Below are 22785 nucleotides of genomic sequence, written 5' to 3' on the forward strand. Positions count from 1 at the left end.
CTTTTTTCAGGGGTAAAGGCAGGGAGGCAGTAGCTGGCGGCATGAACAAGAAAGCCACAGGGCGCGCGGCGTCCAGATATAACGTCTACCGGGGCAGTGCGCAGGGAGGCCGGCGTGAAAGCTGATGCCGCTATCCCGCCCCGGCAACATGTGTTTCGCTATGCGCCGTTCAGAAATCTTTTTCTGGCCCGTTTCCTTACGGTGCTGGGCAACAGCATTGCGCCCGTTGCGCTGGCTTTTGCCGTGCTGGATATCGGCGGCTCCGCCACGGATTTGGGGCTGGTGGTGGCGGCGCGCTCCATTTTCAACGTCGCTTTTCTGCTGTTCGGCGGCGTGCTGGCGGATCGCTATTCGCGCAGCCTGGTGCTTTTTTCCTCCTCTGCCGTGGCCGCTCTGTCTCAGGGCGGGGTGGCGTGGCTGGTACTGGAAGGGATGGCGACCATCCCGATGCTGGCTCTGCTCAGCATGGTAAACGGCGCGGCGGCCGGTATCGCGCTGCCCGCGTCTTCAGCGCTGGTGCCGCAAACCGTCCCCTCGCCAACGCTGCGTCAGGCGAACGCCTTTATTCAGGTGGGCATTTATATCGGGACGGTGCTTGGCGCGTCGTCTGGCGGCGTGCTGACCAGCGCGGTAGGGCCGGGCTGGGGGCTTACCGTCGACGCGCTGGGGTTTGCCGCCGCCGCGCCGCTCTATCTGTGTATCCGTATTGGCTGTCGGCCTGTGGATCCGTCCGGTAATCTCTGGTTGGATCTGCGCGACGGCTGGCGCGAATTTACGGCGCGTGCCTGGGTCTGGGCGGTTGTGGCGCAGTTTGCAGTGGTGAACGCCGCTTTTACCGGCATGGTAATGGTGCTGGGGCCGGTGATCGCCGACGCGTCTTTTGGTCGGGCGCGCTGGGGCATGATGATTGCGGCGCAAAGCGTCGGGTTGATCCTCGGCTCCTGCATCGCGCTGCGCTGGCGACCGCAGCGCGCTATGTTTATCGGCGTCATGCTGGTGGCGCTTTGCGCCGTCCCCATTTTGCTGCTGGCGACCGGCGCGACGGCGCCGGTGCTGATGGGCGGGTTTTGCCTGGCAGGCATTGGCTTCGGGCAGTTTGGCGTGGTCTGGGCACATGCGCTACAAACGCATATTCCGCGTGACAAGCTGGCGCGCGTTTACGCTTATGACGCTATGGGGTCGTTTGTCGCTATCCCCGTTGGCGAGCTGGCCGCCGGGCCGCTGGCGATGCACTTTGGCAACGCCAGGGTTTTGTGGGTATGTGCCGTCGCGGTAATGATAGCGACCGCTGTCACCAGCCGGATACGCGCTGTTCGCCAGCTGTAAAAAGGCGGCGACCCCAAAAAGATCTATCTTCTGCGCGTCTCCAGCCAGGTGCTGATGAGTCTGAAAACCTCGGCGGGATTTTCATATAAAAAGAGGTGGCCGCCTGTAACAGCTTTCATTTCAATATTGTCGGCCTCGCCGGATTTAAGGCTGTAGGCCGGCTTGATAACCAGATCCTGTAGGGCATAGATGGAAAGACAGGGGACGGCGCAGAAAAACGGCGGCTGACGTATCAGGTGCGCCATCGCGCCCAGCTGGTTTAGGCAGGCGGCTGCAGAAGGCGGATCGCGTAAAAACGCTTCCCTTAACGTTGCCATCAGCGCCATATCATTTTTTGCCGCCGGACTGAGTAAATTCCAGGTAGCGATCCGATAAATATCCTCCATCGGCAGGGTAAACAGGTACGCATTAAAGGCGGCCGAGCTGGCATAGCAAAATCCGTCATGATCGGCCGGATGACAGCTGCCCAGTAAGACAAGCGAATCAACAGCATCAGGATAATGGCTGGTAAAATACTGAGCGGCAAAGCCGCCCATAGAATAGCCGATAAGCGTGACGCTACCTGCTTTCCGGCCGATCAGGAAAGCATTCAGATAAGTATTAAAGGCGTCGAAAGCGTTGCGGCCATCTTCCTCATCCGCAATCCCATCAATGCAGTAAACGCGGTGATTTGTAAAACAGCGGGCCAGCGGAACAAGGCTCCAGGCGCCAAACATATAGCCCGCCAGGATGATAACGGTATTGTCGCCCTCGGCGCTGATTTCATGACACCGCATCAGAAAATCTGCTCGGCCTGAGGCTGCGCGGCAACCACATTAAACAGCTCCATCAGCGTTACCGCAGAGTAAAATTTTTCCCTGTCGATCGCCTGCGCGGGGCAGCGGGCGCGCGCCATAAAATCTACCAGCACGCGGGTTTTTAAGAGTGAATCCAGCCCAAGATCGATCTCCAGATGCAGTTCGCCGTCGCTTTCCTCAACGGGTTCCAGGCTGTATTTATTAATGCAATCGATCAGAACCTTATGCGTTGCTCTGTCCGTCGGCGAAGCTGAACTCGCTATATCCCTGTCCGCAGTCGGCGTTATCACGTTCGTTAACTGTTGCCCGAAAGAGTCGGCCAGTCGGGCGATGGTATCTTCCTCGAAAAACAGCGAGTCATAGTTAAAGGAAACTTCCAGGCTCTCGCCATACTGTATGGCCATCACGTCCAGCGCGCCCGCCAGATTCGTTGTCGCCAGATAATAGCGGTCGATATCAAAATTCTCGTGTCGTAAAGGAAGCGAGGTGGTGCCATAGAATGAAAAATAGAGGTTGGTCGGCATACTTTTACGCAGAGCGAGAGCAAAAGCGTCATCGTTCAGGCGAGCAGGCAGAAGCGACTTTTTAATCGATGCCGCATTTCTCCTGGCCATCAACTGATCCACTTCGTTCCCCATGCACGCCAGGACATAACGCTGCAGATCGGTAAAGCGCTGCGCCGGGGGCTTTGCTTCGTGATCCTCACGTTGCGTATGCATTAAAAAAGCCTGAGCAAAACAGCCGACCCTGTTTTTATCCAGGCTTTGATTATTATGCTTTCTGCCGTGGGTGGGGATCTGTAACAGCAGCTCGTCCACGTCCGGCTGGGAGGCTAAAAAGCTGTCAACGAAACAGCCCGTGAGCCAGGAAAAAAGCGAAATTCTGTGAGCGGTAAGATAGCGATTAATTTTGTGCAGCGCCGCAGCAGGCACGCTCTTCTGGATTGTTTTATAACACCCCTTGCGATGCTGCAGGGGCCTGTTGTCAGGGTTCCAAAAAAAGCGTCTGGTAAGGACGGTTTCAGCATATTCGCGAGTAAAGGGCGAGCTGGTTTCTTCGCAGACGGCGTAATTATCCAGATGCGTTTTATCCTGGTAATATCTTTCCTGAGCGGAAAGCGTGACCAGGCCCGGCCGATCCAGCAGGGCAAGGTAACGATTGAGCAGAACGTCCACGCCGAGGCCGTCAGCGAGCATATGTTCAACCGCCAGAAGCACGGCGTAACGCTGCTGCGAAAATTTAATAACGCACAGCGTATGGCTGTTTTTATTCAGCGTGTTCATTTCCGCATTTAACAGCGTCTGGAGATTTTCTTGTATGGCCGCTTCAGGCGACAAAAGCTCGCTGTTGATAAAGCGGAAACAGTTTTCGTCAGGCAGCCGATCGTCAAGCGTCAGCACCAAAGGCTCAGGTTTTTCACCCCGATAATCCACGCTGATATTCATTTCATAACTGGTGCGTACCCATGCCGACCAGGCAGAGGAAAATGCGTCTTGACTGATAGCCGCTGGCGATTGCAATGTTACGCCGCTACAGACGACGGTATTGCCGCACAGGTTATTCCAGACGGAAAAAAGGTGTTGCGATGGCGTAGGCGTCATCACGATGCTTTTGTCGGCTTTGTTACTTAACATGTTTTATCTCGCTGATTTATTATAACCAGACGTCTTCAACGTCAGGGCGAATAGCGGCATCAGAAAAGCGCGGCAATGGCCTTTCTGTCATACTTTCCATTCGCTGTCCGCGGGAAAGCATCCTCGATAAATATAAATCTGGCCGGGATCATATATTTGGGTAAAACGGTTGTTAAAGCGTTGCGCAGCTCCCTTATTTCAACGGGCCTGCTGGTTTTTAATGCCATGCCGATAAACGATGCTGTTTCATCGCTTACGCAGCTGTAAATGGCCACCGCTTCTTCAACATAGTCAAGCCGTAGCGCATTGGCTTCAACTTCACCCAGCTCAATACGATAACCCATATGTTTTATCTGGCTGTCTTTGCGACCGACATAATAAAAAAGGTTGTCTTCACCAATAAAAGCCAGATCGCCCGTTTTATACAGAAGATCGGTAAAATTATTATGGGCTGGATTCTGTACAAAACTTTCTGCCGTCTTTATCGGATTGCCTAAGTAGCCACAGGCCACGGACAAACCTCGCACCCACAGTTCGCCGCTGCTGCCCGGCTGCCGACTCAATACGCCTTCATCCGTACAGATATACATTTCCATATTCGCGCGCGGCCGGCCAACAGGAACAGACTTTTGCTGCGCATCAGGGACAGCGTCAATAATGTGATAGGAACAATCGACGGTAATTTCCGTAGGGCCGTACATATTGGTAAAGCGAATATGAGGAAAAAGCGTCATCCAGTAGCGCAATACCGCAACGGGTAAAACCTCCCCGGCACACAAAATTTGCTTCATGGCAGGCAGCATATCGGCCTGCAGGCGCCGGGTCTGTTGCAGCATTGACAGCACGGAAGGGACGCAGAAAAATACGCTGATCGCTTCTTCACGGAGCCAGCCAGCGAGACGGGGGATCATCATATTCACGCTTTCAGGCACCAGATGCAGGGTGGCGCCTGTTTTCATGGCGGTATAAATATCAAACGTGGAGTTATCAAAGTAGAGCGGCGCATGGTTGGCAATTTGATCGTCCGCGCTCAGTCCATAGACCTCCACGCACCAGTCAATATAGTCAATGATTGCGCCATGCGGGATCATTACGCCTTTGGGCGTCCCGGTCGATCCTGAGGTAAACAGCACATAAGCAAGATCCACTGAAATAGTATTGTCGACGGGACGAGTTGGCCGGCTGCTGTCAAAGTTAAACGTGTCGATATTAATAATTTTGATATGCTGACCAAATTTATTAAAAATTTCAGACGCGCGGTAAGCGCTGTACTGATTAACAATCACTATTTTTGCCTGGCTTTCCTGAAAAATGGCGGCCAGCCTGTTTTCGGGCGTATTGTAATCCAAAGGAATATAGGCCGCTGAAGCTTTTACAATCGACAGCAGGGATTTAATGGCGCCAACAGATTTTGGCATATAAAAAGCGACCATATCGCCTTTTGTTACGCCACACGTCTGCAGGTGAGAAGCAAAAGCATCGGTAAAATTATCCAGTTCTTGCCAGGTGACGGACTCAGTGACTTCATCATCATGATATTTTACCGCTATTTTATGCGGAAAGCGCTTAGCCGAATCAGTAAGATAATGCTGAACTGCATTGACCATTATTTAAACCTTTCAATCAGAGAAACAAATCGGCAGAGTTAACCCGCTGTTTTTTATCACAGGGTCAGGCAATAACTTTTTACCAATCCAGGATCGGATAACGAGGAGGTCAGGATCCGGTTCCTTATTCAGCGTTTCCGCATCGTAGCCTGCCGCACCGGCGCAATAGACGACTGTCCCCGGCTCCCTGCCGTCAAATATATCGGTCGGCACGGCTTTTCCGGCGGCAATGGCTTCAGCCAGCGCGCAGACGATTTTATTAACGATAAGCTCTTCTTGCCCAAACCAGGCCGCGAACTGTCGTTCCTGAAACAGCGTGGCGTTCAGTAATTTTCTGATGACGCCCAGCGAGGCCGGAATAATTTTGGGCTGCAACGACCACTTATCGTACAGGTCGCTATAGGCCATAGCGTAAGCCAGACGTTCGTTGATAGCGTCCGGTTCGCGCGGCATATGTTTTTTCCATTTCGCCACCAGGAGCTTGAACGTGAACTGATAGCGTTCTAACTCTTTGGCCTGGATAAGCCATGCGGGACTTAACGCCGCAAGGCTTTCCGGCAGCGACGCCAGCGCCTGAACGAAGGCGGTGGGCAGCTTCGCCATCGCGCCCTGTGGGGCAAGCTGTAGGCTGCCGACGGGTAATAATGATAATAAATCTGCGCTGCTCAGCGCATAGCGCTCTGTCGCCGCGACCACCCCTATCGGGCAAAGCAGCAGGTTCAGCACGTGCGGGCTGTTATTGAGGCTGGCTTCACTCAGCAAGGGCAGGGTCGTCACGGGGCGTAGCCGTTCCGTTTGGCGTTCGCTCACCCAAAAAGCGCTACGACAGAAGCTGCCTTGTACCGGGTCAGGGCGCCACGGCTTGCCAGCCAGCCAGCTTGTCAGGTTACGTGGCGGGCTACTGTTATCTTCACAGAGATAAAACCCCGCGGGCAGCGGCTCTGTGGCTATGGCTGGCCGCGATGATGCCCGCCACTCGCCTAAAATAATATGGCCGTTTGCGCCGCCGGAGCCAAAAGAACTGATGCCGGCAATCCGTCGCGGCACTGCTGTCCATGCCTGCCGCTGCCGGGCGATCTGCAGCTGAGCAAGCCTTTCGGCAACCAGAGGATTCAGCGTCTTTACCCAATGATTTCCGGGAATAGCGTTAAAGCGAAACATCAACAGCGTCTTGATAATGGCTGCCAGGCCGGCCGCCGCTTCCGTATGGCCAATTACTCCCTTAACGCTGCCGACCTGGCAGGGATGATGGCCATAGACATGCGCCAGCGCTTCAATTTCCAGCGGGTCGCCTAAAGAGGTGCCGGTGCCGTGCGCTTCGAGATAAGACACGGCCTGGGCAGGAAGATCGGCATCGGCGAGCGCCAGGTTTAGCAGTTCGATTTGCGCCGCTACGCTGGGCGCGGTGGGCGACACTGCCCGATTGCCGTTATGATTTCCGGCCATCCCTTCAATCACGGCGTGAACAGGGTGATGCTCTTTCAGCGCCCGCTCAAGCGTGGTTACGCAAAGAGCAGCGATACAGTCGCCGGGCACGTAGCCGTCCGCCGTGATAGCAAACGGCGTACAGCTGCCGCTGCGTGAGAGCATTCCCGCTTTGGCAAAGGCATAATATTTTAACGGATGCAGGTTCAGGTTGGCGGCGGCGACGATAGCATAATCCGCGCCGTTTTTTACCAGCTGAGCACGGGCGTCGGACAGCGCCATAAAGGAAGCGCTGCAGGCGGTATTGATCGCTTTACTCTCGCCGGTAAAACCAAAATGTTGGCTGATGCGGTTGGCTAACAGCGCCTGATAATTACCAAACACCGTACCCGGCCCAACGGGTAAATCGCTCAGGAGCTGGTTGTGCATATTTTCACTGTCCATGCACCCCACTGAAACCGAGACCCGCTTCTCCGCCAGCGCGCTGGCGGACAAACCGGCATGGGCCAGCGTCTGCCCGGTCACGTGTAATAGCAGCAGCTGTTGCGGATCGACCGTAGCGTGTTCTGTCGCCGGGAACTCAGGCCAGATGGCCTGTTTAGCGCCGGGAAGATCGATAGCCGCCATCCATTTCGCACTGCTTTTGTTACGGGCGAACCTGTCTTCACTGTAGAAATCCGCCAGCGGCCAGCGATCCGGCGGGATCTCAGTGAAGGTGTCTTTTTCCGCGCAGAGTAAATCCCAGAGCGCTTCTGGCGAATCGGCCTGAGGGAAAATGCCGGCATAGCCAATGATGGCAAGCTTATCGGTGACGTTTGCTGGCATTATCCACCTCAAACCATGTTCTGGCGACGTTAATGTAGCTTTGTGAACCGATCATCATATGCTGTCTGCCCGTCTGGATATCCCTGAGCACCCGCTCAAGCGGATTACGCCGCGCAATCGCCGCCGTACCCATCTGGCGATAGGCGATCTCAGCGATTTCGGCGCAAATCTCGTTGGCAAAGGTTGCCGCTAAACGTATCTCATTTTGCGTCTGGCGAAGGATGCCGGCGGTCTGCTCTACTTCGCGCTGAGCCTTGGTGGTGGCCGAGGTTAAAAAAGCCTGGGCGGCCTGCAGCCTGGCGGCGGATCTGGCCAGATCCAGTAAAAAGGTTTCTTTTCTGGCTAACGGCTGGCTTTCATTTGCGCGCAGCGTTTTTCGCGCCAGCAGCAGCATTTCATCGATCGCCCGCTGCGCCATTCCTAAAGCCCAGCTGCCGTGTGAAACCGCAGATATTTCCGTGATGCCGATACGATGCAGCGCGCCGCCGCGTAAGGATTCCGGATCCTCAAAGCGATAGCAAAAAGCGGCGGGAATAAACAGATTTTCGCAGCTGTAGTTAATGCTGCCGGTGCCGCGTAATCCGGTAGTGTCCCAGTGGCCGGAAAGCGTCAGCGACTGACGAGGAATAACGGCAATCATTATTTCCGGTCTGCCGTCCAGATCCTTAACGACTTCGCTGTTGTCGACCTGGATAAAGCCAGCGACTGCCCAGTCAGCATGATGGATACCGCTGCCGAAAGCCCACTTGCCGGTCAGCGTATAGCCACCTTCGGTTACTCTGCCGCGGCCGTTTGGCTGGTACTGCCCGGCGATAAGGGGGAAGGCGCCGTCGGCGAAAACCTGCTGCCAGGCGGAGGGCTGCAAATAGAGCGCACAGTGGGTTGTGGCCAGCACGTAGGCGATGGATAACCAGCCGAACGAACCGTCAAGGGCGGCGCAGGCTTTCCAGAGATCGATCAGTTCGGCGGCGTCGGTGCAGTTTCCGCCCACCGGTTGCGGACAGAGATGCTGCCAGATACCGCAGCGGTTAGCGACAGCTATGGCTTCGGCAGGCATCTGTCCCGCCGTCTCGGCTTCATCAGCTAAGGTACGCAGCGTAGCCTGATGAGAGTGCATACGCTCTTTGATTTGTTGGCCTGTTTGATTCACTGCATTTTCCCGGTGCGGAGAGTTATCTGACCAATACGGTCTGAATGACAGAATTGATATTATTAACGGACTCGAAACTTTGAGCGTTTAATGCCGTATGGGGAAAACGAATAGAGAAATTTTCCTCCAGTGCGATCATTAACGTAACCGCCTGCAGCGAGGTCATACCCAGATCATAAAGGTTATCTTCGTTCTGCAGAGAAGTGGCGCCGAGTAGTTCAGACAGGTTTTCAGTAGCGATAGTTTTTATACGCTCGGTATACATCTGTTTTTCCTTTTTATCGGTTAATGTAACGATTCTCTTAATCTTTCCAGCAGCTGCACGCAGCGCTTCTCGTTTTCCACTATGTCTGCAATCAGCGTCAGGTTACGTTGCAAAATAGCGGGTTTACCCTGGCTGACCGAATAGAGATGGAATACCTCGAACGAGCGCCACAGATCGCCTGTTTTATTATAAATTTCAATTAGTTCTTTAAAGCAGGACGGCTGCGCTTGCGCCGCCGGATGGCCGCCATCCAGCAATGCCTGTAAAAAGCGAGCGTTGGCATAACGTTCACCAAAACAGCGTTCAGCCCAGGGAATAATAAAAGCGCGATCGAAGCTCAGGAGTTCAGGATAACGTTGCTGAAACTTGTCAAGAGCAGCCAGGCCGGCATGGCTCTCGCTGGAATAAAAATGCGTTAATATTCTTTCCAGATCGGCTTTAATATCAATCTCAGCCAACGCAACGACGGGGGGGATTTTGGCCAGATGAAACAGATGGCAGCTGCCTTTTGAACGGATAAAATAGTCCGCGCTTTTTTTCAACTCTGTTTCTGCAACGTAAGACTGGCCTTGTTTGCGCTCAAGCAGTCCAAACTTTTCTGTTTTCTCTGCATAGCCATTAACAATACAAACGCTTAAAGAGTGCCTGATGCCATAATTAACGCTCTCTGGCAAATAAAAAGGGTCGAAAATGCAAATAGCATGATCCCCCATATGGTGCAGGCGCTGTATTAATCCCGTCGCGTCAAAAACCATTTCTAAAGAAATGGCGACGCCGCATCTTTCTCTGATCCTGTTAACCACGCGGTCGGTCATCATTTCAAGACTGTCGTTACATCCCCATGCCGTATCTATTCCAAAGCTGGAATGGGTAGGGGTGAACGCATTACTTTCGATGTTTTTAAGATAAAACTCATGTTCAAAATGGGAGAGTGAGAAATTATCAGCCAGCTGATTATGTTGGGCATAACATTCAAGGGTAGCCATAAAACAATTAATATTTTCTGTTGAAGGCAGGGTGGCGTAGTGAATAAAGCCACCATCCTGAACGGACTGGTTCATGGGCTTGTTCTCTGGTTTATCCGTCGCTGATTTTGCCAAAAAAATATCAGATGAGGAAATCAGTGTCCAGATAGTTCAAGAAAATAATTTAATGTTTACAGCGGCAATCCGGTATGTTAGAAAAAAACAGGCCGCAGTAATTCAGCGGGGCAAAGGGCGAGACGCCTTAAAAATTTCCAATAAATCAAGGTATTGCTTTAGGGTCTTAATTATTTCTCTTTGCGAATTAATAATCAGCAACAAAATAATCATTAGAATTTATTTATGTTTTGAAAAATATTCAATTGTAAAGTGAAAAAAATTCTTATGTGTAGAGCCGGTGGTCGACGCTGGCGGCAGGCACGGAAGTAAATTATGGCCCTGGCGAAGAGGCTTAATAACAAAAAGAGAGGAGAGCACTAAGGAAAATCCCAAAAGATATTTCGCTGAATACCCGACGCCTGCAAGGCCGTTGTGCTTTCTTTTTCTAAATTTGCTGTTTTAAGGTTTTTCCTGGTTCTGCCAGGCAGGTAATTTAAAAAAACAATGCCACCCAAAAAATGAGTGCATAACACCTTCGTAAACGAATTAAGGATGTAACGTGAACAACATGTTGATACCTGTATTAAGCATGATGGAACATGCAAAAAATCGGCCTGATAATATTGCGTTGACTGATGAAAATAGTGAATTAACATGGATGCAGCTGCATAACACAGTAGTAAATGTGGCAAAAAAGATTGCGCCCGTGCTGAGCGTCGGGAAAGAAAAGCGGGTAGCGGTTTTCTTTGATGGTTCAGCAGAAATGGTGATCGCGATCCTGGCGGTACAGCTGGCAGGCGGCGCTTATATTCCCCTTGAGCCTAAGATCCCCGACGTACGCATTGATGCCATTTTTGACGCTTCCTCGCCGGCCCTGATGCTGACCGACGGTAAAAATCGTCAGGCTTGCGAGGCTATCGCAGCCCGGCTGGCTGTACCGTTGGCCGTCATCGATGCGCAGTCTTCCCAGCCCGTCACAGAGTTGCAGGGTTACAGTGCCGCCGGAGACGCGCTGCCGTCGTTAACGCCGCAAATGCCCGCGGTCGTTTTCTTTACCTCCGGCTCTACCGGCAAGCCTAAAGGCGTGGAGCTCAGCCATATTGGTTATCAACGCTGGTTTGAAGGCGTGCAGGAGCTGATGGCGGTTAAGCCGGACGACCGCGTGGCTTTAACCACCAATCACAGTTTTGATCTCTCGCTGGGAGAGATCGTGCTCAGCCTGGTCTCCGGCGCCGCGCTTTATGTCCCTTCGCAAACGGTGGTGCGCGATCCTTTTTCGCTGCTGCCCTGGCTCGACAGGCACAGCATCACCATCTGGCAGTCTGTGCCCTCGTTAATGCGGCAGATCTTGCACTTCTTTCCGCAAAGCGACGCGTTACGTACGCTGCGAATTATGATGTTTTGTGGTGAACCTCTTGAAGTATCCCTGGTGGCCAAATTTCGCGAGGCGTTTACTCATACCTCAGCGCAGCCACTAAATCTTTACGGCCCTGTGGAAGCTTCCGTTCAGGTCTCCTGGTGCTGGGCCTATGAATATCTGCACAGCGCATTAACCGTGGTGCCGCTTGGCAAGCCGCTAAAACATGCGCAGATCCAGCTGGTTGATTTTGGCGAGGGCAGTCAGGAAATACAGGTCAGCGGGGAACATCTGGCCTTGCGTTATCTTGACGAGGAGAAAACGCGGCAGGCATTTATCGACCACGATCCGTCCCGGCCGCGCTATTACCGCACGGGGGATATCGGCGCGTTAAACGACAACGGCGATATTGAATATCGTGGACGCGTGGACGATCAGGTCAAGATTAACGGTTACCGTATTGAGCTTAGCGAGATTGAAAAAAATATTACGGCGCATTTTGCGGCAAGCGATGCCTGCGTCATCCCGGTTTTAACAGAGGATCGTTATGAACTGGCGGCCTTTGTGGTTGCTGAAAACCATGACAGTAAAGCCTTACGGCGAACGCTGGCCGAAACCCTGCCGGTTTATATGCTGCCCCGCCGCGTCTTTTTCCTTGATGCGTTGCCTCTGACAAGCAACGGCAAGCGGGATAAGGTCAGGCTGAAAACGGAGTATCTGTCATGAAAATGGGGGCGATAGGCTACGAACTCGGCGAGTTTCCCGTGGCGCTGGAAGACAACGTTTATCTGGCTAATGCGCGCAAGAGCCAGCTTTTTCTGAGAACCATGGGATTTGGCCACTACCATCGTACTGAACGTACGCTTGGCGCCTTATCGGAATGCGCCATTAAGAAAAGCTTCGCCAGGGCGGGCATTACCGCCGCGGAGGTCGATATCGTCATTTATGCTTCCAGCACGTTTGGCGATCGGCACGGGGATGTCATTGATAAAGATGTAGCCAGCTGCCTGATTAACTGCGGGCTGGAGCATGTTTATCCCATCGGCGTTTATCTTTCCCAGTGTAATAACTTTTTTGCGGCGCTGGATATCGCCGCTCAGTATCTCAAAGGCGAAGAGGGTAAAACCGCGCTGTTGGTGTTTGCCGACAGGGTGCTGGATGAAACCACAAGATTCAAAAATCTGGCTATTAACAGCGATGCGGCCGTGGCCTGTCTGGTGTCGACCCGCCCCGATAGTGAACTGGAATTCGACGTCAAGGGCATCAGTAAACGAACCCGGCTGACGACCGGAGACATGATTGACCCGGTCAGTAACGCTATGGATCGCGAGATCCATAACAGTTATCTGGAAGGGATCCGTTACGTTTTTGATGACGCGCTCACTCAGGGACAGCTACAGCCGGAGAGCCTGCAACAAATTATTTGCCACAATTTCAGCTATAGCGCCCTGCGACAGATCGCCAGCGCCATTAGCCTGGACGATAGTCTGTTTTACAAAAATAACATACCGGTATTTGGTCACGCCTATACCTGTGACAGCTTGATCAATCTTGACAGTTATTACCATGAAAACAATTCCGCTGTAGATCATCAGAAGCATATTGCTGTTATTGGGACAGGATTATATTTCTGGGGAATGGTGGTTTTAAAACCGATAAAAAAGGAAAAAGCATGATCGCTAAAGAGACGCTACTGGACATCTGGAAAGACACCGCTCAGCTCAAAGAGATCGATCCGGACAGAACGCTGTTTGACCTGGGGATGGATTCAATAAAAGTCATCGATATCTCAGAATCTATTTTCAAATTAAGCGGCATCCGCCTCGAGTGGGAGGAGTTTAACATTACCTCTTCGCTGAACGAGGTGTATGACCTGCTGAAGGTTAAGGCGGCGTAATTTTATAATAAGGGCGACTCTTATCGCCCTTCCTATTTAAATCAGGGCGTTATGAGCAATCACATCGTAAGACTGGCCGTTGAGCATCACCAGGCAGGTTTAGTGGCTATTGAAAAGCAGGACAGCGCATTACAGCTTTGCTACAAAGATAAAGAGCAACGTATTGAATGGAACGTGCCCGAACCCCTGATAGCTGTCGGCAGCGAAGAGGGGCATCTGTGTTTTACATTTAGCCTGGCGAACGACGCGCAGCTAAAGAAAAAGCTTTATTTTAACGACGGGGCGTTTGGGTTTCGCATCCCGGATGGGATCAGCTATTTTCTGACCTGTGAAATAGCAACATTTCCCTTCTCTTTTTTCCAGGCGAGAGAAGGTTCCTGCATTACCTTCATTCATCCTGCGGCCACGGTTAATTTACAGGTTCATATAGAGAAAACCGTTTGTGAAGATGCGGCGACGAAGAAATATTTTACTGACTATACGCTTATCAGTGGTAACTTGCGGAAAACCTGTCGATTGTACGCCGGTGACGATATAGTCATTGGCGAATACTGGCTTTGCCAGAGTCCGAAGGCGACGTCCTGGCCAGTTTTTTTGATCAATAATCACGCTATGGATAAACAACAGGTAGCCCGTTTGTGTCCTTAGCAATTTAAAATTCAAGTATGTGGTATGGAAGCGTGATGGTATGAAATTCTTTTTAAAAGGCACGGCGGGCAGGTTGTTTATCATAAACGGACTCACCGCTCTCTCTTATGCATTCATATTACCTGTAATGAGCACGTTTTTAGTCGAGGGGCTAAAGGCACAGCCGACTTTTATTACGCTTTACAGTATTGGTTTTGCCACCTCGGGGATCGTTTTCAACCAATGGATGGGGAAAATGGTGGATCAGGGGCACAGCAATAAAAAGCTTTTTATCTGTTCCCTTATCGCTATCTTTTTGTCCGCCTTAGCTTTTTTATTATGTCACAACGCCTGGCAGGCCCTGTTGACGGGCGTTTTTCTTATGGGGCCGGGCAACGCTTCTGTACCGCTGCTGCTCTCTATGATCCGGCACTACTCCGTTAACGCCGGGGAAAACGCCACGCGTCTTAACAGCCAGATGCGGGCAGGCGTGTCGCTGGTGTGGATTGCCGGCCCGGCGCTGGCCTTTATTATGGCCGATGCCTTCGGATTTCGGTTTAATTTTATCGCCTCGGCTTTGCTGGCAGGCTGCGTCATTATTTATTCTGTCTTTATGCTGGATCCTGCGCAGGTGCAGCCCGTTAAGTCTGCTGTAAAAGAGGTCGGCCGCCGCGCCGTTCCGGCAGTGGTCTGGTTATTAGGGGGCGTAATCGTTTTATCTAACCTCGCAAACCATCTTTATATTACGGCGATGCCGCTTTATATCCTGCGCGAAATAAAATTACCCGGCTATTTCCCCGGCCTGTTGCTGGGAATGACGGCTTTGCTGGAGATCCCGGTGATGCTTATCGCATCAGGATTATCCGAGCGCTACGGCAAATTTAAAGTCATGCTGGCCGGTTTTTGTTTTGGTCTGGTCTATTACTCGCTTCTGCAGCTGGCGGACTCCATGGTCACGCTGCTGCTGCTGCAGTGTTTTAACGCTTTATTTTACGGGGTCTTTGTCGGGTTGGGCGTGACCATTATTCAGGAAGCGCTGCCGGAAAAAAGAGGCTTTTCCTCCGCGTTCTATTCCAACGCAATGCGGGTAGGCATGATGATCGGGACTTCTCTTGCCGGCATCCTGGCGCAGCTATATAGCTTCAGGGTAGCGCTGTTAGCGCCTGTGGCATCCATTTCTTTGGCCGCGCTATTAATACTATGGGTAGCATTATCTTCTGCCTCCCAAAAATTAGACGTTGCCCGTTCAAATGATATCTGAACCGACGTTATGTTTGTGCGCGCCGCCTGGTACCGAGCCACGGGCGGCCTCTTTTTGACAGAAGTTGCCATTTAATGAGGGAAAGATGGAAAGGAAAACGTTAGTGCTGGTGGCCTGTGGTAAAGAATTATACAGGAAGTACCTGCTGGAACAGATTGCTTCTGAATACCACGTCTGGCTTATTTCTACCGATGAGGTCACCTGGCAAAAACCGTTAATCCAGGGATCGATAAAGGTGAGCGATTACGCTTTTGATGCGATCGTGACAGCGGTGGATAATCTTAAAAAAGATTTCCCTGTTCATGGCCTGATATGCTGGGACGAAAGATTTATCATGGTAACCGCCGACGTTGCCGGGCATTTTGGCCTGGCCTCAGCAGGCAAAGAGGGGATCAGGGGGTGTCGGGATAAATCCCTCTCCCGACAACGATTATCCGAGGCGGGTCTGCTACAACCTAAAAGCCGTTTATGCCATACGCTGGCGGAAGCACAGGCTTTTGCCGACGCTATCCGCTACCCGCTGGTGGTAAAGCCGCGTGGCATGGGAGGCAGTATTGGCGTGGCGCTGGTAAAAAACCCGCAGGAACTTATTTTACGTTTTAATGAAGCTGATGCTGTCAGTCATCAGGGGGCGGCGGATTTTCAGAACGGCGCCGTGCTTGAAGAGTATATTGACGGGCCGGAAATTAGCGTTGACGGCAAGATAATCGATGGATGCTACCAGCCCATGTTTGTGGCAAGAAAGCGCATCGGCCTTGAACCGCATTTTGAAGAGCTGGGGCATACGCTTAGCTATAACGATCCGCTGCTGAGCGATGAAAATTTACTTACCGTGCTGGCCTCGGCGCATCAAGCAATTGAATTTAAAAATGGCGTAACGCATACCGAGTTGAAAATAACGCCGAAGGGTTTCCTGATTATCGAAATCAACGGGCGTCTGGGTGGCGATCTGATCCCCTGGCTTGCCACGCTTGCGATGGGAATAGCGCCCGGATTGATTGCGGGCAGGATTGCCTGCGGCGATCCCGTCGATGCCGTCGTGCCGAAAAAAAATCTCAATGCGGCGATTAGCTTTAAATATCCGGAATTCGATATGACGGTGGATGGGGTTACGCTGCCAGCGCCGGAAATTACCCGGGATGCGCAAACTTATTGCGTACAGCTGGCTTATCCGGGCGATAAACTGGCGCTGCCGCCGTCCGGCTACGTTGCCCGCGCGGCTTATTCATTGTCTGTTTTTAACGAGAGCGTAGAGGGTGACAGGCTGTGCCGACAGCTGCTGGAGGCGGTGACGGTTACCGGCTCGCCGCTTACCGAACCCGTACTTTGAACGGAAAGCCTGCTTTTGCCGGCAGGCTTGCCAAATCGGTTTTTCACCGACGCCGCGCCGGTGAAAAACCGCCGACAAAGCCTTAAGCGACGGCCTGTTCCGGCAACCGCATCAGTCCGCCAGTTTCTCACTCAGCCCGGCTGAAGCGGGTTTTTTCCATTGGGATTCCAGCTCTTCCAGCGATTTGCCTTTGGTTTCCGGCACAAACTTCCACATAAACAGCGCCGCCAGCAGCCCCATCACGCCATACAGCCAGTAGGCGAAACCGTTGTTGAAATGCGCATTGAGCGTGCTGTTTTTATCCATCATCGGGAAGGTCCAGGAAACCAGATAGTTTGCCACCCACTGCGCCGCCACGGCCAGCGACATCGCTTTACTGCGGATGCGGTTGGGGAAAATTTCCGCCAGCAGCACCCAGCAGACCGGCCCCCACGAGATGGCAAAGGACGCCACGTAAAACAGCATTGCGCCCAGCGCCACCACGCCGGACATTTTGCTGTAGAAAGCGGTGCCCAGCGTAAACATGCCGATCGCCATACCCAGCGCGCCGATAATTTGTAGCGGCTTACGGCCAAAATTATCCACCGTCATAATGGCAATAGTGGTAAAAATTAAATTAATGACGCCCACAATGATAGTTTGTAACAGAGCAACATCCGTACTGGAGCCAACAGAGCGAAAGACCTCCGGCGCATAATATAAAACCACATTAATACCAACGAACTGCTGAAACACGGAAAGCATAATGCCAATAACAATGACGCCAGCGCCAAAAGAAAACAGCGGAGCGCTTTTGCTGGTACGGGTATTAACCGACTGTAAAATATTCTGTAGCTCTTTCTGGCTTTGCGCTTTACCAAAAAGCTTCTCCAGAATGGCGGCGGCTTTATCATTCATACCTTTGGCTGCCAGCCAGCGCGGGCTTTCCGGGACGGCAAATAATAAAATGAAAAATAATAAAGAAGGAATGGCGCCGGAAAGAAACATTAGCCGCCATCCCATCGTATCCAGCCAGTCGGCATTGCCGGACAGCGCAATGCTGTAATTCACGCAATAAACTAACAGCTGCCCTAAAATAATAGCGAACTGATTACAGGCAACCATACGGCCACGAATTTTCGCCGGCGTAATTTCCGCGATATACATAGGGGAAACCATAGAGGCCAGGCCTACGCCAATCCCGCCGACGATACGGTAGATCACAAATTCGCTGAGATAGCCCGACAGGTAATAAGGCACGCCGCTGTCAGTACCGACGGCGCGGTGGCCGATTTCAGGGAAAGCTGAACCCAGCGCCGATAAAAAGAACAGCACGGCAGCCACCAGCAGCGTTTTCTTTCTGCCAAAGCGGGCGCTTAACGGGCCGCCCAGCACGCCGCCGATAATACAGCCGATCAGCGCGCTGGCGACGCAAAAGCCCAGCAGGGAGTTGGCCGCCGATTCGCTTAATCCTCTGGGCGAAATAAAAACTTTATCCAGGGAGGAAACGGTGCCGGAGATCACCGCCGTATCATAACCAAATAATAACCCGCCTAATGTCGCCACCAGCGTGACAGAGATTATATAACGATTGTTGGCCTTCATCTCGGATGCTATTGCCATAACAAACCTCTTGGGTAGAAAGGAACAGGATAAAACGCGTTTATATTTGGAGGTAAGACGGATGCTTTTTATAAACTTCCACGCGTTTATTTTTTGAACTCCCTATGTCGCGAGGTAAACATAATCTTCCTGACCCGCCAAAGAAATTACAATTTTTTGTAATCGCTATGCCCGTTTTGCTTTTTATGAGAGGGATCACGGGTGTCTTCGTTCACGCCGGTAGCAACTTTGTGACTAAGGTCATGGTTGGGATATTACAGCGCCGCTTTGTGAAATTTTATAATTGAGTGTCGCGCTTTGTTGTTTGCATAGTGACGGGGTTCCCGCTAATTCCTGAACATATCTTTAAGGATAATGACCATGGCAGACTATTTCGATCGCATTACCAAAATTGCTTATGAAGGCAGCGACAGCCAGAACGATCTGGCCTTTCATTTTTATAATCCGGATGAAGTCATTCTGGGTAAAACCATGAAAGAACACCTGCGGTTTGCCGCCTGCTACTGGCACACCTTCTGCTGGGCCGGCACCGATATGTTCGGCACGGGCGCTTTCGATCGGCCCTGGTTTAAGGGCGGTGACGAGCTGGAACAGGCGAAAGCGAAAGCGGACATCGCCTTTGAGTTTTTCGATAAGCTCAACGTGCCGTTTTACTGCTTTCACGATGCCGACGTGGCGCCTCAGGGCCACTCCGTCAAAGACTACCTGCATAACTTTGCGGTGATGACGGATATCCTGGCGGAAAAACAGCAGCAGACCGGGGTGAAATTGCTGTGGGGCACGGCGAACTGTTTTACCCATCCACGCTACGGTGCGGGCGCGGCGACCAGTCCGGACCCGGAAATCTTTGCCTGGGCCGCTTTGCAGGTTAATGCGGCAATGGCCGCCACGCAAAAGCTGGGCGGTGAAAATTATGTGTTGTGGGGCGGTCGTGAAGGGTATGAAACCCTGTTAAATACCGATCTTAAACAGGAACGTGCGCAGATTGGCCGGTTTATGCAGATGGTAGTGGAGAACAAGCACCGCATCGGTTTTACCGGCACCTTGCTCATCGAGCCAAAGCCGCAGGAGCCAACCAAACACCAGTATGATTATGATGTGGCAACCGTTTATGGCTTCCTGAAGGAGTTCGGGCTGGAAAACGAAATCAAGGTCAACGTAGAGGCCAACCACGCGACGCTGGCCGGGCACTCCTTCCAGCATGAAATTGCCACGGCGGCAGCGCTGGGCATTTTTGGCTCTGTGGATGCCAATCGGGGTGATTTGCAGCTGGGCTGGGATACCGATCAGTTCCCGAACAGCGTGGAGGAAAACGCGCTGATTATGTATGAGATCCTGAAAGCGGGCGGCTTCACCACCGGCGGACTGAATTTCGATGCCAAAGTTCGTCGGCAGAGCACCGATCCTTACGATCTGTTCTACGGTCATATTGGCGGCATGGACGTCATGGCGCAGGGCCTGCGGATTGCCGCGCGTCTGATCGAAGAAGGGCGGCTGGAGCAGGCGCGCGAAGCACGCTACGCTGGCTGGAAGGGGCAGCTGGGCCAGGACATTCTTGCCGGGAAATTCTCTTTGCAGGAGCTGGCGCGCTATACGGAAAAATCAGCGTTCTTTCCGGAACACCGCAGCGGCCATCAGGAGCGGCTGGAAAATATTGTCAACCAGGCGCTCTACCGCTAGTGTCTTTTAGCTTCATGCCAGAGGAAGCGACGCATGTATATAGGAATCGATCTGGGTACGTCCGGCGTAAAAGCCGTATTGCTGGACGAAAACAACGCGGTATTGGCCAGCCACACGGAGAAGCTGACCGTCTCACGGCCGCATCCTTTGTGGTCGGAGCAGGATCCGCAGGCATGGTGGCAGGCCACCGATCGGGTGATGCTGGCGCTGGCCGCACAGCGGTCGCTGAAGGCGGTTCGGGCTGTCGGGCTGACCGGGCAAATGCACGGCGCCGTGCTGATGGGACGACAGCAGGAGGTGCTGCGGCCCGCTATTTTGTGGAACGACGGCCGCAGCGCGCGGGCCTGCCAGCAGCTGGAGGCAAGCGTGCCGGATGCGCGAAAGATCACGGGCAATCTGATGATGCCGGGCTTCACCGCGCCAAAGCTGCTATGGGTAAAAGAGCATGAGCCGGCGATCTTTAATCAGATAGCGCATGTTCTGCTGCCGAAGGATTATCTACGTTGGCGGATGACCGGCGATTTCGCCAGCGATATGTCCGACGCGGCGGGCACGATGTGGCTGGATGTCGGCAAGCGCGCCTGGAGCGATAAGCTGCTGGCCGCCTGTGGACTGACGCGCGACCAGATGCCGACGCTGTTTGAAGGCAACGAAGTCACGGGACAGATAACCGCAGAGCTGAGTCAGCGCTGGTCGCTGCCCTCTGAGCTGCCGGTGGTGGCGGGCGGGGGAGATAACGCCGCCGGCGCGATTGGTGCCGGGATCTGGCAGCCGGGCCAGGCGATGCTGTCGCTGGGCACTTCCGGCGTCTGTTTTGCGGTCAGCGAGCGCTTTCTCAGCAATCCCGACCAGGCGGTGCACAGCTTCTGCCATGCGTTGCCCGACACCTGGCACCTGATGTCGGTGATGCTCAGCGCCGCTTCCTGTCTGGACTGGGCGGCGCGGCTGACCGGGCAGCCTTCGGTAGCGGCGCTACTGGCGCTGGCCGAAAAGGCGAAGCCGGGAGATAAATCGCCCTGTTTTCTGCCTTATCTGTCCGGTGAGCGCACGCCGCATAATAATCCTGATGCTACCGGCGTGTTCTGGGGCTTCACCCATCAGCACGGTCCGGAAGATCTGGCGATGGCGGTGCTGGAAGGCGTCAGCCTGGGGCTGGCGGAAGGAATGGCCGCGCTACAGGCGACGGGCGTCAGGCCGGCGGCCGTCACGCTGATTGGCGGCGGGGCGCGCAGCGCGTTCTGGCGGCAGCTGCTGGCCGATATCTCCGGCGTAACCATGGAATACCGCACGGGCGGCGATGTCGGCCCGGCGCTGGGTGCCGCCAGGCTTGCCCGCATGAGCTGTCATCCGGGCGTTTCACCGGCGGAGCTGTTGCCGGTGCTGCCGCTGGAGTCCCGCTATACGCCCCGCGCCGATCGCCATGACTTCTACCGCCAGCGACAAAGGCTGTTCAGCGCGCTTTATCAACAAACCGCCTCGCTTTAAGGCGCGGCCATAGCTTATCGACAAGCCTGGCGTTCTGGCAGCAACGCCACCGCTTTGCTTTAAGGGGCAGTCAGCGGCTTCTTCGCGGTAACGGGAGGAAGCCGCGCCGCATTTTTTTGATCGCCCGAGCAGACCTGACGGTTGCTCCCCCCAATCCCTTGTCTTTACAAAAAAACTCTTCATATTGAAGCGGTCGCTTTAGTTTCAGGGTCTGAATATGAAGAAAAATGAGGCTCCCGCCAGGCACGCCAGGATTTCGCTGCTGTTCAACGCTAACAAAGCCTATGACCGCCAGATCATTGAGGGGATAGGCGAGTATTTTTACGCCTCGCAGTGCGACTGGGATATCTATATAGAAGAAGATTTCAGCGTTCATCACCTGAACGAGAACATTCTTTCCGGCAGCGGTATTATTGCGGACTTTGACGACGCGCAGCTGGCCGCACAGCTTAGCCAGATCGCTATGCCTGTTGTGGGCGTGGGCGGCTCCTACAGTAATCGGGAAGACTATCCCGGCGTCAGCTATGTCGCCACGGACAACGAGGCGCTGGTGGCTGCGGCTTTGCATCATCTTACCGAGAAAGGCATTGAGCGCTTCGCTTTTTTCGGCCTGCCCGCCGAGGCAGGAAAACGCTGGGCGCAGGAGCGGGCCGCGGCGTTCCGGCGTTTGACCTGCGATATGGCCTTTCCCGGCATGCTTTATGAAGGCATGGTCACGGACAGCAACACCTGGGAAACGGCCCAGCAGAAGCTGGCCGAATGGCTGCATTCGCTGCCCGCCCATACCGGCATCGTCGCCGTCACGGATGCCCGCGCCAGGCACATCCTGCAAACCTGTGAGCATATCGGCATTGCGGTGCCGGAAAGCCTGTGCGTGATCGGCATTGATAATGAAGAATTAACTCGATATCTGTCGCGAATTTCGCTCTCTTCGGTAGTGCAGGGCACGCGCAGAATGGGATTCGAAGCGGCCAGGCTGCTGGACAATCTGCTTTCAGGCCGTCGCGTAAGTAGCGAACCGGTGATAATCGCCCCGGAAAGCGTAATTGCCCGGCAGTCTACCGATTACCGATCGATTATCGACGCTATGGTGGTGAAGGCGATGGGGTTTATCCGTAAAAACGCCTGCCGGGGCGCCACCGTTGAACAGGTTCTGGAAGCGGTCGGCACCTCTCGTTCCAATCTGGATAAAAAATTTATGACCGAGCTGGGCACCACGATCCATAAGGTGATCCAGGATGAGAAATTTGCCAGAGCGAAGGAGCTGCTGGAAACCACCTCGCTGCCGGTGGCCGAAATCAGCCGTCTGTGCGGTTACAGCACGCCGCAATATTTTTGCACCGTTTCACGGCAAAACCTGGCTATGACGCCGATAAAATATCGCAGCAGCCGGAACGGCATGACGAGGGCGTAACAGCGTAGCGCTTGTTCCGTC

General features: G+C 53.3%; 19 protein-coding genes. 11 read left to right on the plus strand and 8 right to left on the minus strand.

All coding sequences use genetic code 11. The features are described 5' to 3' along the window. Positions 1 to 114: 114 nt before the first annotated feature. The gene (locus ACMGEE_RS12260; protein WP_436830106.1) at positions 115 to 1326 is read left to right on the plus strand and encodes an MFS transporter; all 1212 of its coding nucleotides are present in this window, start codon (positions 115 to 117) and stop codon (positions 1324 to 1326) included. Positions 1327 to 1349: 23 nt separating this feature from the next. Here the strand turns inward: ACMGEE_RS12260 and ACMGEE_RS12265 are convergent, their stop codons facing one another. From ACMGEE_RS12265 to ACMGEE_RS12295, 7 genes are read right to left on the minus strand one after another with little or no spacing between them, the layout of a single operon-like run. Continuing rightward, positions 1350 to 2102, minus strand: a complete 753-nt coding sequence (locus ACMGEE_RS12265) for an alpha/beta fold hydrolase (RefSeq protein WP_436830107.1) — start codon at positions 2100 to 2102, stop codon at positions 1350 to 1352. Next, positions 2102 to 3757: a hypothetical protein gene (locus ACMGEE_RS12270; protein WP_436830108.1), complete on the minus strand. Its 1656-nt coding sequence runs from the start codon at positions 3755 to 3757 to the stop codon at positions 2102 to 2104. Before ACMGEE_RS12270 ends, ACMGEE_RS12265 begins: the two co-directional genes overlap by 1 nt. Before the next feature lie 59 nt (positions 3758 to 3816). Next, positions 3817 to 5364 (minus strand): amino acid adenylation domain-containing protein, encoded by a 1548-nt coding sequence (locus tag ACMGEE_RS12275; protein ID WP_436830109.1) that lies wholly within the window; start codon positions 5362 to 5364, stop codon positions 3817 to 3819. Between the two features lie 12 nt (positions 5365 to 5376). After that, positions 5377 to 7614 carry a beta-ketoacyl [acyl carrier protein] synthase domain-containing protein gene (locus ACMGEE_RS12280; protein WP_436830110.1) on the minus strand — a complete coding sequence of 746 codons (2238 nt, stop codon included), beginning with the start codon at positions 7612 to 7614 and terminating at the stop codon, positions 5377 to 5379. After that, positions 7592 to 8764 (minus strand): acyl-CoA dehydrogenase family protein, encoded by a 1173-nt coding sequence (locus tag ACMGEE_RS12285; protein ID WP_436830111.1) that lies wholly within the window; start codon positions 8762 to 8764, stop codon positions 7592 to 7594. The genes ACMGEE_RS12280 and ACMGEE_RS12285 overlap by 23 nt, the downstream gene beginning before the upstream one ends. A gap of 22 nt (positions 8765 to 8786) precedes the next feature. Next, positions 8787 to 9029, minus strand: a complete 243-nt coding sequence (locus ACMGEE_RS12290) for a phosphopantetheine-binding protein (protein ID WP_312042752.1) — start codon at positions 9027 to 9029, stop codon at positions 8787 to 8789. A gap of 20 nt (positions 9030 to 9049) precedes the next feature. After that, a complete protein-coding gene (locus tag ACMGEE_RS12295; RefSeq protein ID WP_436830112.1) occupies positions 9050 to 10090 on the minus strand; it encodes a hypothetical protein in 1041 nt (346 codons plus the stop codon). Here ACMGEE_RS12295 and ACMGEE_RS12300 point away from each other — a divergent pair. From ACMGEE_RS12300 to ACMGEE_RS12330, 7 genes are all read left to right on the plus strand, one after another. After that, positions 10089 to 10385, plus strand: coding sequence for a hypothetical protein (locus ACMGEE_RS12300; protein ID WP_436830113.1), 297 nt, complete (start codon positions 10089 to 10091; stop codon positions 10383 to 10385). The two genes, ACMGEE_RS12295 and ACMGEE_RS12300, sit on opposite strands and share 2 nt — an antisense overlap. A gap of 318 nt (positions 10386 to 10703) precedes the next feature. Next, entirely contained in the window at positions 10704 to 12194 is a 1491-nt protein-coding gene (locus tag ACMGEE_RS12305) for an amino acid adenylation domain-containing protein (RefSeq protein WP_436830159.1), read from the plus strand. Next, positions 12191 to 13144 (plus strand): beta-ketoacyl-[acyl-carrier-protein] synthase family protein, encoded by a 954-nt coding sequence (locus tag ACMGEE_RS12310; protein ID WP_436830114.1) that lies wholly within the window; start codon positions 12191 to 12193, stop codon positions 13142 to 13144. Before ACMGEE_RS12305 ends, ACMGEE_RS12310 begins: the two co-directional genes overlap by 4 nt. Then, positions 13141 to 13365 (plus strand): acyl carrier protein, encoded by a 225-nt coding sequence (locus ACMGEE_RS12315; protein WP_312042755.1) that lies wholly within the window; start codon positions 13141 to 13143, stop codon positions 13363 to 13365. Before ACMGEE_RS12310 ends, ACMGEE_RS12315 begins: the two co-directional genes overlap by 4 nt. 51 nt (positions 13366 to 13416) lie before the next feature. After that, positions 13417 to 14013, plus strand: coding sequence for a hypothetical protein (locus ACMGEE_RS12320; RefSeq protein ID WP_436830115.1), 597 nt, complete (start codon positions 13417 to 13419; stop codon positions 14011 to 14013). Positions 14014 to 14053: 40 nt separating this feature from the next. After that, positions 14054 to 15253 (plus strand): sugar efflux transporter, encoded by a 1200-nt coding sequence (locus tag ACMGEE_RS12325; RefSeq protein ID WP_436830116.1) that lies wholly within the window; start codon positions 14054 to 14056, stop codon positions 15251 to 15253. A gap of 85 nt (positions 15254 to 15338) precedes the next feature. Further along, a complete protein-coding gene (locus ACMGEE_RS12330) occupies positions 15339 to 16583 on the plus strand; it encodes an ATP-grasp domain-containing protein (RefSeq protein WP_436830117.1) in 1245 nt (414 codons plus the stop codon). Positions 16584 to 16694: 111 nt separating this feature from the next. Here ACMGEE_RS12330 and xylE read toward each other — a convergent pair whose 3' ends face one another. Continuing rightward, positions 16695 to 18185, minus strand: a complete 1491-nt coding sequence (xylE, locus tag ACMGEE_RS12335; protein WP_253460290.1) for a D-xylose transporter XylE — start codon at positions 18183 to 18185, stop codon at positions 16695 to 16697. Positions 18186 to 18545: 360 nt separating this feature from the next. Between xylE and xylA the strand changes: the two genes are divergently transcribed. The 3 genes from xylA to ACMGEE_RS12350 all read left to right on the plus strand — a co-directional run bounded on the left by xylA (position 18546) and on the right by ACMGEE_RS12350 (position 22764). Next, positions 18546 to 19865: a xylose isomerase gene (gene xylA / locus ACMGEE_RS12340; protein WP_436830118.1), complete on the plus strand. Its 1320-nt coding sequence runs from the start codon at positions 18546 to 18548 to the stop codon at positions 19863 to 19865. A 33-nt stretch (positions 19866 to 19898) separates the two neighbouring features. Further along, positions 19899 to 21350 (plus strand): xylulokinase, encoded by a 1452-nt coding sequence (gene xylB / locus ACMGEE_RS12345; protein ID WP_436830119.1) that lies wholly within the window; start codon positions 19899 to 19901, stop codon positions 21348 to 21350. Between the two features lie 217 nt (positions 21351 to 21567). Further along, a complete protein-coding gene (locus tag ACMGEE_RS12350) occupies positions 21568 to 22764 on the plus strand; it encodes a XylR family transcriptional regulator (RefSeq protein WP_301251031.1) in 1197 nt (398 codons plus the stop codon). Positions 22765 to 22785: the final 21 nt, after the last annotated feature.

It is taken from the genome of Erwinia artemisiae (genome assembly GCF_051400835.1).
GTDB lineage: Bacteria > Pseudomonadota > Gammaproteobacteria > Enterobacterales > Enterobacteriaceae > Erwinia > Erwinia aeris.

Excerpts from the sequence above, each read along its gene's own strand:
- ACMGEE_RS12265 (WP_436830107.1), bottom strand. The coding sequence starts at position 2,102 with ATGCGGTGTCATGAAATCAGCGCCGAGGGCGACAATACCGTTATCATC.
- ACMGEE_RS12300 (WP_436830113.1), top strand. The coding sequence starts at position 10,089 with ATGGGCTTGTTCTCTGGTTTATCCGTCGCTGATTTTGCCAAAAAAATA.
- xylA (WP_436830118.1), top strand. The coding sequence starts at position 18,546 with ATGGCAGACTATTTCGATCGCATTACCAAAATTGCTTATGAAGGCAGC.
- ACMGEE_RS12270 (WP_436830108.1), bottom strand. The coding sequence starts at position 3,757 with ATGTTAAGTAACAAAGCCGACAAAAGCATCGTGATGACGCCTACGCCA.
- ACMGEE_RS12275 (WP_436830109.1), bottom strand. The coding sequence starts at position 5,364 with ATGGTCAATGCAGTTCAGCATTATCTTACTGATTCGGCTAAGCGCTTT.
- ACMGEE_RS12280 (WP_436830110.1), bottom strand. The coding sequence starts at position 7,614 with ATGCCAGCAAACGTCACCGATAAGCTTGCCATCATTGGCTATGCCGGC.
- ACMGEE_RS12290 (WP_312042752.1), bottom strand. The coding sequence starts at position 9,029 with ATGTATACCGAGCGTATAAAAACTATCGCTACTGAAAACCTGTCTGAA.
- ACMGEE_RS12310 (WP_436830114.1), top strand. The coding sequence starts at position 12,191 with ATGAAAATGGGGGCGATAGGCTACGAACTCGGCGAGTTTCCCGTGGCG.
- ACMGEE_RS12350 (WP_301251031.1), top strand. The coding sequence starts at position 21,568 with ATGAAGAAAAATGAGGCTCCCGCCAGGCACGCCAGGATTTCGCTGCTG.
- ACMGEE_RS12320 (WP_436830115.1), top strand. The coding sequence starts at position 13,417 with ATGAGCAATCACATCGTAAGACTGGCCGTTGAGCATCACCAGGCAGGT.
- xylB (WP_436830119.1), top strand. The coding sequence starts at position 19,899 with ATGTATATAGGAATCGATCTGGGTACGTCCGGCGTAAAAGCCGTATTG.
- ACMGEE_RS12295 (WP_436830112.1), bottom strand. The coding sequence starts at position 10,090 with ATGAACCAGTCCGTTCAGGATGGTGGCTTTATTCACTACGCCACCCTG.
- ACMGEE_RS12315 (WP_312042755.1), top strand. The coding sequence starts at position 13,141 with ATGATCGCTAAAGAGACGCTACTGGACATCTGGAAAGACACCGCTCAG.
- xylE (WP_253460290.1), bottom strand. The coding sequence starts at position 18,185 with ATGGCAATAGCATCCGAGATGAAGGCCAACAATCGTTATATAATCTCT.
- ACMGEE_RS12325 (WP_436830116.1), top strand. The coding sequence starts at position 14,054 with ATGAAATTCTTTTTAAAAGGCACGGCGGGCAGGTTGTTTATCATAAAC.
- ACMGEE_RS12330 (WP_436830117.1), top strand. The coding sequence starts at position 15,339 with ATGGAAAGGAAAACGTTAGTGCTGGTGGCCTGTGGTAAAGAATTATAC.
- ACMGEE_RS12305 (WP_436830159.1), top strand. The coding sequence starts at position 10,704 with ATGGAACATGCAAAAAATCGGCCTGATAATATTGCGTTGACTGATGAA.